Raw genomic sequence first — 16606 nt, forward strand, 5'->3', positions numbered from 1 at the left:
CAGGGCCGGCGGCAGGATTCAGTCCGCGCTCTCGGAGATCATTTCCAAGAGCGCGGAAGCTTTTCCCATGACTTCCAGTGCGGCCTTGTTCCGGGCCAGTTCCTTCTCCAGCCGTTCCACCTGGCGGCGCAGTTTCTCGTTCTCCGTCTCGGCGGCCGGCTTCTTCGGCCTCGCCGGGCTGGTGCGCTTGTCGACCAGCTTTTCCAGGGCCCCGGCATCCCGCGCGGCCCGCCACTCGGTGACGTGCGAGTGGTACAGGCGCTCGCGGCGCAGGACCGCGCCCTTCTCGTTCTTGGGCGCGGCGTCGTACTCGGCGACGATCCGCAGCTTGTACTCCGGACTGAACGAACGGCGCTTCGGCCTGGGGGCCGGGTCGGATCCCGTGGGATTGGTACTGGTCATGAGGGGATAGTTCTCCTGTCAGTGCCCTCTCAGGCTAACCCGCCGAAGCGAGACGTCTCACCCAAGGCTGACAGAGAGGGCGGTGGCCTGCCCAGGAACAGGACGGCGAGCCTGCTTTTCACAGTGCTTCCAACGACTGCGGCTGTTGGCCGTACGCGTGCGCGTACGGCCAACAGCCGGCCCAGCAGTGCTCAGGGATTGGCGACCGACGGATTCACGGCGTCGAACACCATGACCCCAGCCTTGGGATCAAGGAAGAACGTCGCTTCGAACGCTCCTCCCGTCACCTGGGCGGTGAATCCCCCACTCACCTCCCAGGCCACTCCCTTGGGCACCCTGGGGGAGATCCCCTCCAGCGTGGCCGGGGCTTCCTCGGCCGGTACCCAGTCGTGCTCCTGCTGGAGCCGTTCGGTATCGGCCTTCGCCAGCTGAGCCACGCCCGAGACACGGAAGTCCGTGGGGCCCGCCATCTCCGACGGCCTCCCGAACTCTCTCGTGACCCATTCGACGGCGGTGATGTCCCCGAACTCCGGGAACCGCTCGAGAACCGGATCCTTGTCCCGCTCGATCGTCTGCTCTGGCTCCGCCGTCTCCGGCGAGCGGGCCGAAGACCCCGCGGGACTCCGGACACTCGCGGTGTCGGCCTCACCGCTGCCGCAGCCGGTGATCAGTGTCAGTGCCGCGACCAGCATGACTCCCCTGCGCGTCCGACGGACGTCACCGCGGGCCATTGGTCACCACCGTGCTGCTTCCCACGTCTCCCCTGTTCCATGTGACGACTCGGGTGAGCGATCCGCTCACCATGAACGGTTTCGCCCAGCCGAGCGTAGCGAAACGGCCGTTCTCGGCGTCCGACGCACCCGATGCCTTGTCCGTCATGCCCTGGTTGAAGTCGTAGCGGTCCATGGCGTGGACCGTGACCGTCATCGTAAACTTGTCACCCTGTGACGTGACTTCGGCGCTGCCCCAGATCTTGTGATCACCCAGGGTCTTGTCCCAGTTCTCGGTCTTCGTGTACAGACCGGAGCCCGTCATGCTCCGCGCCCCGCCCGTCATGTCGAAGGTGGACTTCCCGGTCTTCCCACTGAGGATTTCCGCGGCGTTCTGTGCCCGGGAGATCTCGCTGTCGACGAAGGCTCCGATGGCCTCGTCCTCGTGGTACCCCTCGTTGTAGTTCACCTCGAAGTCCGCCCCGGTGTTCTCCCTGTAGCGGGCGTAGGCGGGCACGGCGTCGTCGAGGGCGCCGTCACCGTAGAAGCCGAGCGAGGCGAGCAGGCCGCCACCGATCATCTGGGCCTTCCACTTGTTCCAGCTCACATAGTCGCCCGCGGTCGGCTTGGAGTTGGGGTCGTAGGGGAAATCGTCGTCGTACGTGACCTTGGGCTCACTGGGCGAGCCGTCCGTGTAGCCGCCACCGCTGGCCGGCTTGGAGGGTGCCAGGAAGAGGCTGGTCATCGTGCTGCCGCCACCGCACACGTCCTTGATGCCCTCGGCGCACGGCAGGTGCCCGTCCAGCTCGATGAAGCTGGTGGGGTTGCCGCCGGTGAAGGCGTAGCGGTTGCTGGTGTACGGATCGGAGCCGAGGCCCATGTCCGCGAGGGCACCGTTGTACATGTCCCGGGTGGTGAAGCGGTTGAGGCCCGGGTTGTAGTTACGGAATCCCATGTCGTAAGTGCCGGACTGGGCGTCCCAGCGCTTGGCGTTGTACCGGTAGGGGTTGTAGCTCTCCTCGGTCGGGTCGCCCGCCTCCGGCTTGTCGATCCCGGTGAACTCGGACTCGTCGTCGTTCCCGTAGGCCGTGTACCCGTAGGTGGCCTTGGTGTCTCCGTCCTTGGTGGTCAGCGTCTCGACGTCGGTGTGGCTGTTGTAGCCGTAGAAGCCGTCCTCGCTCGTCCCGTCGGTGTTGTGCTTGACCTGGGACAGGCGCTCGCCCCACGGGCTGTACTGGTACGACTTGGTCAGCTCGCCGGCCACCTTCTCGTCCAGCACCTCGCCGGAAAGGCCGAGGTAGTCGAAGTCGGTGGTCTTGGCGTCCACGGTCTTGGTCGCCGTGCGGTCCAGCGGATCGTAGGTGTACTTGGTGGTCTTCTCGGCCCCGGCGTCATCGAGGCTCGTGCTCTCGGTGACGTGATCGAAGCCGTCGTAGACGGTGCGCTCAACGACCTTGCCCCCGCTGGTCACCGACTGCTGGCGGCCGAACGGGTCGTAGTCGTACGTGGCCGTGGCCCCCGCGGTGGTCGCGGACAGCAGTCGGTTGCGGTCGTAGTCGTACGTGGTCGTGTCGCCCTTGACGGTCTGGGACACGACATTGGCGTTGTCGTCGTGGGTGTACGTGTCGGTGCCCGCGCCGGTTCCGGTCTTGACCGACTTGGAGAGCCGGTCGGCCGGGTCGTAGGTGTAGGCGGTGGTGGAGGCGAGGTACGCCGTGTTGTTGTCGGCGTTCATCTTCTTCGCCACGTCCTGCGACTTGTTGCCGTTCGGGTCGTAGGTGTAGGTGTGCGACGACACCAGGGTGCCGTTGGCCTTCTTCTCGGCCTGGGTCCTGACGACACCGTCGAGGTAGTAGGTGAGATCGACTGTGTTGCCGTTGGCCTTGGTCTCCTTGAGCCGCTGCCCGCGGTCGGTGTACGCGTACGACGTGACCTTGGGCGCCGTGTCGGTTGCGGTCTTGCCGACCGACACCGTCTTCACGAGGTCCCGGAGGTCGTAGGTGTAGGTGGAGTATTGGTCGGGATGGACCACCGTCTCCGGCTTGCCGTTGGCGTCGTAGGTGTAGGAGGTGGACTCCTTCTCCTGGCCCGCCAGCGCCTCGGTCGCCCGGTTGGCCCAGCGCGGACGCCGGCTGTCCCACTCGGCCCGCAGGTGATCACCGAAGCGAACCACAGCCGCGTACGGAAGGTCCCCGCATCGGCCTGTGCCCCGGTCGCCGATGCGCACTGCGGGATCCGCGACGGTGCCTGGGCGGTGAATGCGTACGGGGCGCTCGATGTGCGTCGACCGGCCAGTAGTCCGGAGCAGCCTCGCGACCTCGCTGTTTGCCGTAGGAGTAAAACTATTTCCCCCGAGCGAATGCTTCGTATAGGGAAACTCTTGTCGATGCCGTCCGTGCGAGGCTGCCTCGCTCCTTGAACTACAAAGCAACTTCCTTGAGGGCCTCGCTGCCCGCGCATAGCCTCCACTCGCAGAAGCCGATAAGGCCGTACTGCCCAGTCGTGGTCGCGTACTTCCTCCGTCTCCGCCGTCAGTCTTTCGTGCGACTCGGGAAACGGGCGCAAATCGATTCGAGCTGCGACTGCGTGACCGCACAAGGAAACGATGTGGAGATTGAGTAATGCTACCCAATGCGTTGGAAAAAGCGATGTACGGCGTGTATGCGACCACCGCGGTGCATTTGGCGGGCAAGCACGGTGTTTTCGGTCTCCTCATAGCCGAGGAGGCGTCCACCGGCAAGATCGCCAGTGAACTCGGGCTCGACGAGGAGACCCTTGACCGGCTGCTGATCCTCCTCGACTCCTTCGGCGTCATCGAGCAGAACGAGCACGGTGCGTACCGCATCTCCGCGGAGATGGCGCCCTTCCTCGACCCTGGGAGTTCACGCTCGGTCGGCGGCTTCCTCAACCATGTGATGAACAGCACCCTCGGCCGGCTGCCGCAGCTGGACAGCTACCTGACGGCCGGGAAGTCGGCCGTGGACGCCGCCCTGCCTGCCCCGTTCGACGTCATGTACAGGACTCCGAAACTCACCGAGGAGTTCCTGGAGGCCATGTGGCAGCTCACCTACGACGTCTCCCGCGAACTGGTACCCATGGCCGGGCTGGCCGAGGTCCGGCATCTGGTGGACATCGGCGGCGCGAGCGGGCCGTTCTGCGTGGCCGCGCTGGAGGCGACCCCCGGCCTGAGCGCCACGGTGTTCGAGCTGCCCGAGGTCGGCCCTCATGTGGCTGACACCGTCGAGCGGTACGGCCTGCACGGCAGGCTGGACTTCGCCGCCGGTGACTTCCACCAGGACGAGTTCCCGCCGACCGAGTGTGTCGCGTTCGGCTACATCCTCTCCGGCTGGACCGACGAGATCGGCCTGGAGCTGCTGCGCAAGGCGCATCGCGCGTGCGTCGACGGCGGCCGGGTCCTGATCATGGACCGCCTGTTCGACGACGACCGCCGCGGGCCGCTGCCCACCGCCGTGATGAACCTGTCGATGCACGTCGAGGCGAAGGGCCGGCACAGGACCGCGGCCGAGTACGTCGGCCTGCTGGAGAGCGCGGGGTTCGTCGACTGCGAGGTGCATCGGACCTCGCAGGACAAGCAGTTGGTCATCGGTCACAAGAGATGAGACGTCATGCCGCGGCTCGATGACGGCCCGTGGCTCCGAGCGCAGCCCTGGAGGACAGATGGAGACCGGACTGGCGTCCTTGCAATTCCCGGGACGGTGCGACGAGGTCATACAGCTTCAACAGAGGGCGGGCCGAGGTGCGCTGACCGGGGATGAGCGCGCCCTGCTGGCCAAGCTCTACGAAGAGACGTACACGGACCGCAGGGCCGGGAACGAGGTGATGCGGCTGTTGACCCGGACGTTCAGCCGGGAACCCATCCCCGAGTACTACCGCTATTCCAACCTGCACGTCTACTCGTGGTTCCTCGACCTGCATCCGACCGAACCCGTAGCCGGTGCCGTGCTGGCGCTGGAGGCGACGCTGGCCGATCTGGACGCGGTCGAGCGGCGCGCGGCTCCCCAGCTGACGGAGGCCGATCACACCGAGGAGCGGTTACGCCGGCTGGACGCGCTGCGCGAGCAGATCGGGCGGCTGCGCGTGGAGACCGACGGTGACACGACGGCAGCCGAGCTGATCGACCGGGCGCGTGACGACGGGCTGGCGCGCTGGCAGGCGCTCGTGCTGACCCGTTGCTCCGGCTTCCTCGCCTCGGGCGACCACCACGAGAACATCTTCCTGCGCTCGGTGCAGGCGTGCGAACTGGCCTTCTACTTGATCCGCTACTTCGCCGTGAGGGCGCGGACGTCGATCGGGCGCGGTGACGGCCAGGCGCACGCGCTGATGGCGCAGCTGGCCCACTACGTGGAGTTGCCCAGCCACATATTCCACATGCTGCAGACGCTGACGCCGGACCTGTTCCTGAACTTCCGTGACGCCACCGGTGAGGCCAGCGCCGTCCAGTCGCTGAACTACCACATGATGGAACTGACGGTGTACGGCTACGACGTGCGCAAGATCGAGGCGTACTCGAAGTTCGATCACCTGCGTGAGCTGACCCTGCCGCCGCTGCGCTCGGTGCGTCCGTTGCGCGAAGTGGTGCTCAGGTCGGGCGATCCGGAGCTGACCGAGGCACTTGCCGGGGTCGAACGCAGGTTGCTGACCTGGCGCGGCAGACACTACGGATTCGGCCGTCGCTACCTGCCCGGGGTCAAGGGATCCGGCGGAACCGAAGGTGCCGGTTACCTGAAGCGGTTCGTCCACAAGGACAACTTGATCCCCGAACCCATCACCACCGCACCCGGGCTCGATCTTCTGGGGTTCGCGTTCCGTTGACCGACTGAATCGGACGTCGAAGCTGCCGCGCCTGGCGGTTGTTCCGTTCTCCCTCGACCTGCCTCACGTGCCACGGCGAGTCCTGTCAGGCCCCGCTGTCGAAAGAGGCATTCCTTGATGGAAAGGGCAATATCTTGCTGAACCGACGAATGAGAAGCGTGCTTGCCGCGGCGACGCTCACAGCGGCACTCGGGCTCGTGCCGGTCGGCACGAGTCAGGCGGCGGCCTGTCAATGGCAGAAGACCGTGTGGGAACTGCCGCCCACCACCAATCTCGGCACGCTGTACGCGAGCGACGGCGGCCGGTACGGAGTCGGCGTCACCGGCACGCGGTCCAGCACCTGGCCGTACGGCTACAAGGAGAAGCAGGGGACGCTGTGGGACAACGGAAAGGTCGTGCTGTGGCTGCCCTCGATCACGCCGGTGGACGTCAACGCGGCGGGCCTCATCGCGGGCAACGACCTCTTCGACGGCACGTTCAAAGGCGTGACGGTGACCCGCACCGGGGCGAGTGCTGTGCTGCCGTTCGATCCGTCCTGGGACCACTCGACGGCCGACGCGATCAACGACGCCGGTGACATTGCCGGAACCGCCGCGGTCGGGTCGAAGCGCATCCTGGTGGTGTGGCCGGCGAGCGCCCCGGGAACCTACCGCGAACTGGCTGTCCCCGATACCGGGAGTCTCACGGCCACCGACATCGACGAGCAAGGCAGGATCGTCGGGTACACCGACACGGAGGGATTCGTCACGGACACCAGCGGCCAGTGGCACACGCTCGCGGCGCAAGGCCCCAACGGCATGGGCACTCCGTGGGCGATCCGGGACGGGCGCGCTGCCGGCAGCATGGACAACGACACGAGTTACGCCGCGGCCGAATGGAATGATCAGGGTTCGCTCGTCCGGACCATCAAGAATGGCGCCATCTCGGCAAAGGCGATCGGTGGTGCGGGAACCGTGGGCGGCCTGGGGTTCGTCAACTCGACTCCACGGGCCGTCCTGTGGCGAAACGGCGTGGTTGCCGACCCGTTGTCCGGGGTCTCGGACTACTTCACACTCACGGCGATCAGCACCGACGAAAAGACTCTCATCGGGAGCGATGCCTCCACGCCCGCGCAGTACAACTGCGTCTGACACCCGACGCCGGCGGCTCCTCGCCGAGGAGGGCTGCCGGTTCTCCGCCCGAAGACGTCGGCAGGACCGATTATCCACGATTCCGGGGTTCGGAAGGCGGTTCGAATAGTGGCCTGTCTCCGGATGTCCTTCGAACTCTCATGAGATTCGTGTGGGGCTTCCGCGATCCCTGAATTGCCGATGTCTTGTTCTGGCGGTTTCGACTGCCCCATGACGGGGGAGGGTGGCAGGTGGCGGCGCGGCCTGGGTAGGCTCCTGCCATGTTTCGAACTGCGCGCAGCGCCAACCCAGTTGACTGGTCGATTCGATTAGATTCGGTATCCAAAGTGTATGGCTCGGCAAAGAGCCCGGTGCAGGCCCTGGATGCCGTGAGCATCGAACTGCGGCGCGGCACCTTCACCGCCGTAATGGGACCGTCCGGTTCGGGTAAGAGCACATTTCTCAATTGCGCGGCAGGCTTGGACCGGCCAACTTCTGGGTCTGTTTGGCTGGGTGACGTCGAGTTGTCGAACCTCGACGAGATCCAGCTCACCGAGGTGCGACGGGAGCGGATCGGCTTCATCTTCCAGGCCTACAATTTGCTGGGATCACTGACCGTCGAGGAGAACGTCTCACTTCCGCTGCGCCTCGCGGACCGGAAGACCGACCGTGCGTTCCTGCGCGAGGTGCTCACCGCGGTCGGCCTCGGTGAGCACCTCAAGCGGCGGCCGAGCGAGCTCTCCGGCGGTCAGCAGCAGCGAGTCGCGGTCGCCCGCGCGCTGATCACCCGGCCCGACGCCGTGGTCGCGGACGAGCCGACCGGAGCGCTGGACTCCCGGTCCAGCAGACAGGTCCTGGAACTGTTGCGACACGTCGTGGACAACATGGGGCAGACGGTGCTGATGGTCACCCACGACCCGGTCGCGGCCTCGTACGCCGACTCGGTGGTGTTCCTGGCCGACGGCAGGCTCGCGGGCGAGATGCACAGCCCCACCTCGGAGCAGGTCGCGTCGCGCATGACGCACCTGGGCGAGTGGTGATCCGCCTCATTCGGCGACTGGTCCGCCTCGTGGTGCCGTACCGCAAGGACCTGTCGCTTGCGTGGAGCACGATCAAGGGGCGCAAAGGGGGGTTCATCGGTTCCTTCGTCGCGATCGCCGCGGGCTCGGCGGTGATCACCGCCTGCGGGATCCTGCTGATGTCCGGGCTCAACACCGGTGTGGTGCCTGAGCGGTACTCGGGCACGGCGGTAGCCATCGGCGGGGAGCAGTCGTACTGGCTGGACGAGAGCGCAGAGGTCCGCTACAGCGAGCGTGTCACGCTCCCCGCCGAGAAGGTCGACGCCGTGGCCGCCGTGCCCGGGGTCAAGTCCGCTGTCGGCGACGTCGACATCGACGTCAGCGTGCTGAACCAGGACGGCGAGGAGACGGGCGGCCCGGACGGTTTCCCGGTGTTCGGGCACGGCTGGTCCGGCGCGTCGCTCGGGCCTTTCTCGGTACGTGAGGGCAGTGCGCCCTCCGCGTCCGACGAAGCCGTGCTCGACGTGGACCTTGCCCGGCGCGCGGACCTGTCGGTCGGCTCGAAGGTAAGGATCGTGGTCGGCTCGATCCCCTCGACCTACCGTGTGGTGGGCCTCGCCGGCCCGCCGAAGGGCGGGCTGGACCGGCAGTCCGCAGTGTTCTTCACCGATGCCCGGGCGACCGAGCTGTCGGGCCGTCCGGGCCGGGTGGACGCCATCGGTGTGCGCGCCGAACCCGGCGTCACCCCGGAGGCGCTGGCGGATCGGATCACGGCCGCAGTACCCCATGTGGTGGCACGCACCGGCACCGAACGCGGCGACGTGGAGTTCCTGGACGTGGGCGATGCCCGCAGCATGGTGGTCGAGTCGTCGGCGTCGTTCGGCGGCACCATGGTGCTGATCGTGGTGTTCGTGGTGGCGACCACTCTCGGGCTGTCGGTGCAGCAGCGCAGGCGTGAACTGGCGCTGCTGCGCGCCATCGGCGCGACGCCCAAGCAGATCCACTGGATGATCGGCGCCGAGATGACCCTGGTGTCGTTGGCGGGTGCCCTGGTCGGTGCGATCCCCGGCATCCTGCTCGCCTTCGTGATGCGCGGCGTGTTCATCTTCGCCGACGCGATGCCGCCGGACTTCCGGATGGAAGTCGGGTGGCTGCCCTTCCTCGCCTCGCTGGTGCTCTGTATGGTCAGTGCCCGCCTCGGCGGGTGGCTGGTCGCGCGCCGGGTGGCCAGGACCAGCCCGGTCGAGGCGCTCGGGGACGCCGCCATCGAGCCCAAGAAGCTCGGCTGGGTCCGGTTGACCATCGGGTTCCTGCTCATCCCGCTCGGCCTGCTGCTGACCGTGAGCGATGTCGCGGTCTCGGGCGACTCGGTGGCCGACACCGCGGCGGCCGCGGTCCTGTTGTTCGTCGTGGCGCTCGGGTGCGTCGGGCCCTTGCTGCTCAGAGGCGCCATCCTGCTGTTCGGCTCGGTCCTGAACCGGCAGTCCAAGGCGCACGGTTTCCTCGCCCATGCCAACGCGCGGGCGAGCGTACGGCGGCTCAGTACGGCCGCCACGCCGCTGGCCATGGGAGTGACGCTGGCCGCCGTGCAGGTGTTCGGAGCTTCCACGACGATCGCGGCGTCGCAGGAGCAGTTCGAGGACGGCCTCCGGGCCGACCGCGTGCTGACCGCGTCGTCCGGCGCCGGAGTGTCCCCGCAGGCCGTGGACGCCGTGCGCGGCACGCCCGGGGTCGCCGTGGTGACGCCGGTCGCGCGGATGCGGGTGCTGCTGACGTTTCCGTCCGAGGACAGCACCGCGACCAAGGTCTTCGCCGCCCAGGGTGTCGCGCCCGAACGGCTCTCCGACACCATGGACCTCGAGGTGATCGAGGGTGACATCGCGAAGCTGAACGACGGGACGGTGGCGCTGAGCAGGGTTGTCGCGGAGACCGTCCGGGCGCACCGCGGGGAGACGGTCGACCTGCGGCTCGGCGACGGCACGGTGATCGAGCCACGGGTGGTGGCGATCTACGAGAGGGGCCTGGGCTTCGGGGACGTCACCCTCCCCAACGATCTCGTCGTCGCGCACACGACATCGCAGGTCAACAGCGCGGTGCTGATCAGGGCCGAGGACGGAACCGATGCGAAGTCGCTCGAGAGCGCGCTGCGGAACACCGTCGAGCGCTATCCGACGGTCGAGGTGGGCGACCGGGAGGCATTCCAGAACGCGCCCGGGTCCGGCAGTTCGGGCGACTGGGCGCTCAACCTCCTGTTCCAGACCCTGCTTCTCGGCTACATCGCCATCGCCGTCGTGAACACACTGGTGATGGCGACGGCGGCGCGGGTGCGTGAGTTCGCCATGCTGCAACTCATCGGCGCCGGCCGTCAGCAGGTCCGCGCGATGATGAACGGCGAGGCCAGGATCGTGATCTTCTCGGCGCTGCTGTTCGGTCTGCTGGCGACGATCCCGCCGCTCGTCGGCATCAGCAACTCGCTGGCGAAGTCGCCCGTTCCCAGCATTTCCCCCTTCGGCCTCATCGCGATCGTGGCGCTCACCGTCGCGCTCTCCTGGGGTTCGATCGCGATGGCCACCAAGTACGCCATGAGGCCCGCTCCGGTCGACGCGATCGGCGGGCGCGAGTGATCCGACCGATGGGCCGCTGATACCGCGGGAGCAAGCGATGGCGCCGCCGGGCATCCGGCGGCGCCGTCGGATCTCCGGGACCGGGCCTCGACAGGGTCCGGGCTGGTCCCGGCATGATCGGCGCTGCTCCGTGCGGGCGGCAGCGGTCCCCGGACTCACCTTGCCTGCTGACCGCCCTGTTTCGCCCTTCGCTCAAGTGCGTAGCTGGGGCGTGCCCCGTTGGAAAGACTTGGCGGCCGGCACGGCTTCCGCTGTGGAAGTGACGCCCAGACCGTAGAGGAAGGCCACGTGACACACGAGGGGATTCCGGGAACAGGACCGGCAGTCGACCAGGCGTTGACCCGCTTTCCCACGGACCGTCCACGGGCGGTGGCGCTCGCCGAGGCCACGTCGACGCACCGGTTCACGCTCGACAGCGCGCTCACGTCGGGTCTGCGGCGACTCGCGGAAGCAGCCGGCGGCACGCTGTTCGGTGCGCTGGTCGCCGCCGGCCAGGTGCTGTCCGCGGTCTACGCGGGTCAGGACGAGGTGACCGCGACCGTCCGCGGGCGGTCCACCGAGGACGACGGCGCGCCGGTCGTACTGCACGCGACCGTCGACGGCAGGCTCCCGATCAAGAGCCTCTTCGGCGGGGTCCGTGACGCGGTGGGTGCTGCGACGCTGCCCGGTGAGTTCGCCGTCGCCGACGTGGTGCTCCGGTTCGCCGAAGTGGACGGCGGCCTCGAGGTGTGCGTCGACCACGACCCCGCCGCGTTCGACGCGGCGACCGTCGAGCGGATGGCCGAGGCGTTCCGCACTCTGGTGGAGGACGTGGTCGACAGACCGGGGCGGCCGCTGTCCGAGATGCGGCTGGTGCCCGGCGACGAGCTGCGCCGCATGCTCATCGACTGGAACGAGACCGGACACGAGTTCCCGGCACACCGCAGCCTGCCGGACATCTTCGCCGAGCAGGTGCGGCTCTCCCCGGACAGGACGGCCGTGCTGTGCGGCGATGAGCGGCTCACCTACGCCGAGCTGAACGAGCGGGCCAACCGGCTCGCCCACCGCCTGCTCGCCGAGGGCGTCGCCACGGAGTCACGGGTCGCGCTCCTGCTGGACCGGTCGTTGCACGCGGTCGTGTCCATCCTGGCCGTGCTGAAGGCCGGCGGCGTCTACGTCCCGCTGCACGCCTCCTACCCCGGGGACCGGATTCGCTTCGTGCTGGCCGATGTCGACGCCGCGCTGGTGCTGACGGACCGGGGCATGGCGGCCAAGGCCGCCGCGGCCGACGTCCCGGTGCTGGTGGTGGACGACGCGGCCACGACCGCGGGTCAGCCCGCCCACGACCCCGAGCGGATTCCGGACGCTCGTCATTTGGCGTACATCATGTTCACCTCGGGTTCCACCGGGACCCCGAAGGGCGTCGCGGTCACCCACGCCGATGTGGTCGCCCTGGCGTGGGACCACCGCTGGCGCGACGCGGCGCACCAGCGCGTCCTGTTCCACTCGTCGCACGCCTTCGACGCCTCGACCTACGAGCTGTGGGTACCGCTGCTGACCGGCGGTGAGATGGTCGTCGCGACGCAGGAGCCGACGCCCGCACTCATACGCGAGCTGATCGCCGAGCACGGCGTGACGGCGATATTCCTCACCTCCGCACTGCTCCGCCTGTTCGCCGAGGAGGCGCCCGACTGTTTCGCCGGCGCGGCCACGGTGATCACAGGCGGCGAGGCGCCCTCGGCGGAGGCGCTGGAGCGGGTGATGACGCAGTGCCCCGGCACCCTGGTCGTCAACGCCTACGGACCGACCGAGGCCACCACCTACGCGCTGCTCCAGGAACTGTCCCTGGAGCAGGTGCGTTCCGGCGCGGTGCCGATCGGCCGGCCGACCGACAACACCCGGTTGTACGTGCTCGACGCGTGGCTGCGCCCGGTGCCTGTCGGCTCGGCGGGCGAGATGTACATCGCGGGCGACGGCCTGGCCCGCTGCTACTTCGGCCGGGCCGCACTGACCGCCGAGCGGTTCGTGGCCGACCCCTTCCGGGCGGGCGAGCGGCTCTACCGCACCGGCGACGTCGTCCGGTGGCGCGCCGACGGGACGATGGACTACCTGCGCCGGGCCGACAACCAGGTCAAGATCCGTGGCCTTCGTATCGAGATCGGCGAGATCGAGAGCGCGCTCACCGCGCTCGGCGGTGTCACCGACGCCGCGGTCGTCGTGCACGAGATTCGTGGCGCCCGGCACCTGGTCGGCTACGTCGTGCCGGAACACGGCCACGAGGCCGATGTCGAGGCATGGCGCGACGGCCTGTCCGCGCGACTGCCGAGCTACGAGATTCCGTCCTGGTTCGTCCCCATGGACGTACTGCCCCTGTCCAACACCGGAAAGGTCGACCGCCGCGCGCTGCCGGCGCCGCAGGCCGACCTGCTCTCCACGGCGGACCACGTCGAGCCGCGGACAGACACCGAGCGACTGCTGGCCCAGGTGTGGGCCGAGGTCTTCGGCGTCGAGCGCGTGAGCGTGACCGACAACTTCTTCGCGGTCGGCGGCGACTCCATCCTGGCCATCAAGGTCGTCTCCCGGGTACGGCTCCACGGCATTCGGCTGACCTCCAAGGACTTCTTCCTCACCCCGACCATCGAGGAACTGGCCGAGGCCGCCACCCGTGCGGACGGAGGCCCCTCCGACGCCCCGGCAAAGGGCCCGCTCGTCCACCTCACCGCCGCCGAGACCGAGCGCCTCGCCGAGGGCGGGACCGTCGAGGACGTCTACCCGCTGACCCCGATGCAGAGCGGGATGCTCTTCGACGCGCTGATGACCGGGGACACCGGTCTGCACCTGATCCAGTTCGATCTGGTGCTCGACCACGTCGACGAACCGGATCTTCTCCGCCGGGCCTGGCAGCGGGTGGCGGAGCGGCTTCCCGTTCTGCGCACCGCGGTCGTCTGGGCCGACGTCAGCAGCCCGGTGCAGGTGGTGCGCGCCGACGCCACCCTGCCCGTGGCCCAGTACGACTGGCGCGAGCTGCCGGACTCCCAACGGCGGGAGCGGTGGGACACACTGCGCGCCGCGGACCGGGCAGCGGGGACGGACCTCGCCGCCGCACCACTGGCCAGGGTCGTGATCACCCGGCTCACCGACTCCAGCGTCCGCGTGCTGTGGTCCGTCCACCACATCGTGATGGACGGGTGGAGCGGTGCCGAACTGCTCGCCCAGGTGGCCGCCGACTACGCGCGGCTGCGCGACGGCGAGGGAGCGGCACCGCTGCCCCGGGTGCCGTTCCGGGACTACGTGCGGTGGCAGGGCGAGCAGGACCAGTCCGCGGTGGAGACGTATTGGCGTGGCGTGCTCGGCGACTTCACCGTGCCGACCCGGCTGCCCTACGACCGCCCGGCCGCGCCGGACTACCGGCCGCGTGCGACCGAGTGGGTGGAGGTGGACATCGCCCCCGAGCTCTCCGCACGGCTCGGGGAGGTGGCCAAGCGGACGAAGCTGACCATGAGCACATTGCTGCAGGGCGCGTGGGCGCTGGTGCTCTCGCGCTACAGCGGAGGCCAGGACGTCTGCTTCGGCGGCACGGTGTCCGGCCGGACACCGGACCTCGCGGGCATCGACTCCATCGTCGGCATGCTGGTCAACACGCTGCCGGTCCGCACGAGGGTGGACAGCGGGCACAACCTGGTGTCCTGGCTGGCCGGGCTCCAGGAGGAGCAGGCCGGCGCCCGGGACTTCGAGGCCGTGTCGCTGACCCAGGCGCAGTCGTGGAGCGGACTCTCCTCCGGGGACAGCCTGTTCGACAGCATCATCGTCTTCGAGAACTATCCGTTCGACGAGCGGGCGTTCACCGCGCACGGTCTGGAACTCAGCCACTTCGACACCGAGGTCGGTGCAGGCGCCGCGCTCGGCGTCGTCGTACTCCCCGGTGACCGGCTCACCATGCGGCTGCACTACGACCCGGAGCTGTTCGAGGCGGACAGCGTGCGCCGCATGGCGGAATACCTGCGGACGCTGCTGGAGGCGTTCGCCGACGAACCCGGGCGGACCCTCGGCGAGCTGCCGGCCCTCTCGCCCGCCGAGCACCGGGTGGTCATGGGCGAGGTGGCGGACACGGCCGCCGGTCACTCCATCGAGCACCACATACACGAGTTGTTCGCCGAGCAGGCGCGGCTGCGCCCGGACGCGGTCGCGGTGGAACTCGACGACCAGCGACTGACCTACGCCGCGCTGGACGCACGGGCCAATCAGCTGGCCCACTACCTCATCGAGCGGGGCGTCGGGAGCGACGTGCTGGTGGGCATCGCGATCGAGCGGAGCCTTGACCTGTTCGTCGCCATCCTCGGCATCCTCAAGGCGGGCGGCGCATACGTGCCGCTGGACCCGGACTACCCGGCGGACCGGCTGGCTGTCACGCTGGCCGAGACCCGCCCGCCCGTGGTGCTGGCCCATGAGCGCGGCATCGACCGGTTCCCCCGAACCGATGCGGACCTGATGTTCCTGGACCGCGACCGGCCGGTCATCACCACCTACCCGGTCACCGGCCCCGAGCCCCGGGGCAGCGCCCGCGACCTCGCCTACGTCGTCTACACCTCGGGCTCGACCGGCCGGCCCAAGGGCGTCATGGTCGAACACCGCTCGCTCTACAACACCGTGACCGCGGTGGTCGGGCCCTACGGGCTCACACCGAGCAGCCGGGTGTTTCAGCTGTGCTCCATGAGCTTCGACACCGGCGTACAGGACCTGTTCACCACCTGGGCCGCCGGCGGCACCATGGTCGTGCCGCGCCCCGACGTCGCGCGCAACGGTGCCTACCTGGTCGAGCACATGCTCGCGGGCGAGGTCACCACGGCATCCATCCCCGTCACCGTCCTGTCGTCGCTCGACGCGGGTTCCCTGCCCGGGATGGACACCATCCGGGTCGGCGGCGACGTGGTCGTGCCCGAGCTGGCCGAAGCCTGGGCGCGCGACCACCGAGTGATCAACAACTACGGGCCGACCGAGGCAGGTGTGACGGTGAGCCTTTTCGAGGTCGAGCCGGGCGCGGGCCACCAGAGCGTGCCGCTGGGCAAGCCGCTCGCCAACACCCGGGCCTATGTGCTCGACGACCGGCTGTCCCCGGTACCGATCGGGGTGCCGGGCGAGCTGTACGTCGGCGGCGTGGGCATTGCACGGGGTTACATCGACAACCGGGCCAAGACCGCCGAGCGGTTCGTCGCCGACCCGTTCGGCCCTCCCGGGGCGCGGCTGTACCGGACCGGCGACGTCGTGCGATGGCGCCCGGACGGCATGCTGGACTTTGTCGGGCGAGCCGACGACCAGGTCAAGATCCGCGGGTTCCGGGTGGAGCCCGGCGAGATCGAGAACGTACTGCTGCGCCATGACGGGGTGGCCGAGGCCGCGGTGTCCGTGTGGCCGGACGACAAGGGCGACAAGCGACTCGTCGCCTACGTCGTGGGCCGGCCCACGACGCAGGCGACGACCGCGGAGGAGCTGCGCCGCCACCTCGGCGCCTCACTGCCCGACTACATGATCCCGTCCGCGATCGTCCTGCTGGAGCACATGCCGCTCAACCACAACGGCAAGCTCGACAGATCGGCGCTGCCCGCGCCGACCCGTCAGGACGGCGCGGGTGCCGAGTACGTCGCCCCGAGGGACCCGACCGAGGAGGCGCTGGCCCGGATCTGGTCGGAAGTGCTGGGCATCGAAAGGGTCGGCGCAGCGGACAACTTCTTCGCCCTCGGCGGGAACTCGATCAACAGCCTTCGCACCACCGCCAGGATGCGTACCGCCTTCGGCGTCGAGATCACCCCCCGGGACGTCTTCGAGCAGCCAACGGTCGCCGCCCTGGCCGCCACCATCCACGACCGGATCCTGGCCCGGGTGCTGGAGACGGCCGCAGTCCAGACCTGACCGCGCCGGACCCGCACCTCTGA

The 16606-nt window shown here is 68.7% G+C and carries 8 protein-coding genes and 1 pseudogene; 6 read left to right on the top strand and 3 right to left on the bottom strand.

Features of this window, described 5'->3' with window-relative positions:
• Positions 1 to 18: 18 nt before the first annotated feature.
• The 3 genes and pseudogenes from F0344_RS25525 to F0344_RS36120 all read right to left on the bottom strand — a co-directional run.
• On the bottom strand, positions 19 to 402 hold the full coding sequence (locus tag F0344_RS25525) for a transposase (protein WP_185300336.1): 384 nt from the start codon (positions 400 to 402) through the stop codon (positions 19 to 21).
• Between the two features lie 191 nt (positions 403 to 593).
• Positions 594 to 1094: a hypothetical protein gene (locus tag F0344_RS25530; protein WP_185300997.1), complete on the bottom strand. Its 501-nt coding sequence runs from the start codon at positions 1092 to 1094 to the stop codon at positions 594 to 596.
• A 769-nt stretch (positions 1095 to 1863) separates the two neighbouring features.
• A pseudogene (locus F0344_RS36120) lies at positions 1864 to 3222 on the bottom strand (RHS repeat-associated core domain-containing protein); the annotation flags it as partial.
• Between the two features lie 538 nt (positions 3223 to 3760).
• Here F0344_RS36120 and F0344_RS25540 point away from each other — a divergent pair.
• From F0344_RS25540 to F0344_RS25565, 6 genes are all read left to right on the top strand, one after another.
• Positions 3761 to 4732: a methyltransferase gene (locus F0344_RS25540; RefSeq protein WP_258050107.1), complete on the top strand. Its 972-nt coding sequence runs from the start codon at positions 3761 to 3763 to the stop codon at positions 4730 to 4732.
• A 58-nt stretch (positions 4733 to 4790) separates the two neighbouring features.
• On the top strand, positions 4791 to 5945 hold the full coding sequence (locus tag F0344_RS25545; protein WP_185300999.1) for a hypothetical protein: 1155 nt from the start codon (positions 4791 to 4793) through the stop codon (positions 5943 to 5945).
• Positions 5946 to 6094: 149 nt separating this feature from the next.
• Positions 6095 to 7075 (top strand): hypothetical protein, encoded by a 981-nt coding sequence (locus F0344_RS25550; RefSeq protein ID WP_185301000.1) that lies wholly within the window; start codon positions 6095 to 6097, stop codon positions 7073 to 7075.
• Positions 7076 to 7335: 260 nt separating this feature from the next.
• Entirely contained in the window at positions 7336 to 8094 is a 759-nt protein-coding gene (locus tag F0344_RS25555) for an ABC transporter ATP-binding protein (RefSeq protein WP_219732152.1), read from the top strand.
• Positions 8091 to 10697 (top strand): ABC transporter permease, encoded by a 2607-nt coding sequence (locus tag F0344_RS25560; protein WP_219732153.1) that lies wholly within the window; start codon positions 8091 to 8093, stop codon positions 10695 to 10697. The genes F0344_RS25555 and F0344_RS25560 overlap by 4 nt, the downstream gene beginning before the upstream one ends.
• A 288-nt stretch (positions 10698 to 10985) precedes the next feature.
• On the top strand, positions 10986 to 16583 hold the full coding sequence (locus F0344_RS25565) for a non-ribosomal peptide synthetase (RefSeq protein ID WP_185301002.1): 5598 nt from the start codon (positions 10986 to 10988) through the stop codon (positions 16581 to 16583).
• The last annotated feature ends 23 nt before the right edge of the window (positions 16584 to 16606 follow it).

It is taken from the genome of Streptomyces finlayi, from assembly GCF_014216315.1.
GTDB classification, from domain to species: Bacteria; Actinomycetota; Actinomycetes; order Streptomycetales; family Streptomycetaceae; genus Streptomyces; species Streptomyces finlayi_A.

Coding starts and splice junctions, on each gene's coding strand:
- F0344_RS25550 (WP_185301000.1), top strand. CDS start 6,095: ATGAGAAGCGTGCTTGCCGCGGCGACGCTCACAGCGGCACTCGGGCTC.
- F0344_RS25545 (WP_185300999.1), top strand. CDS start 4,791: ATGGAGACCGGACTGGCGTCCTTGCAATTCCCGGGACGGTGCGACGAG.
- F0344_RS25555 (WP_219732152.1), top strand. CDS start 7,336: ATGTTTCGAACTGCGCGCAGCGCCAACCCAGTTGACTGGTCGATTCGA.
- F0344_RS25540 (WP_258050107.1), top strand. CDS start 3,761: ATGTACGGCGTGTATGCGACCACCGCGGTGCATTTGGCGGGCAAGCAC.
- F0344_RS25525 (WP_185300336.1), bottom strand. CDS start 402: ATGACCAGTACCAATCCCACGGGATCCGACCCGGCCCCCAGGCCGAAG.
- F0344_RS25530 (WP_185300997.1), bottom strand. CDS start 1,094: ATGCTGGTCGCGGCACTGACACTGATCACCGGCTGCGGCAGCGGTGAG.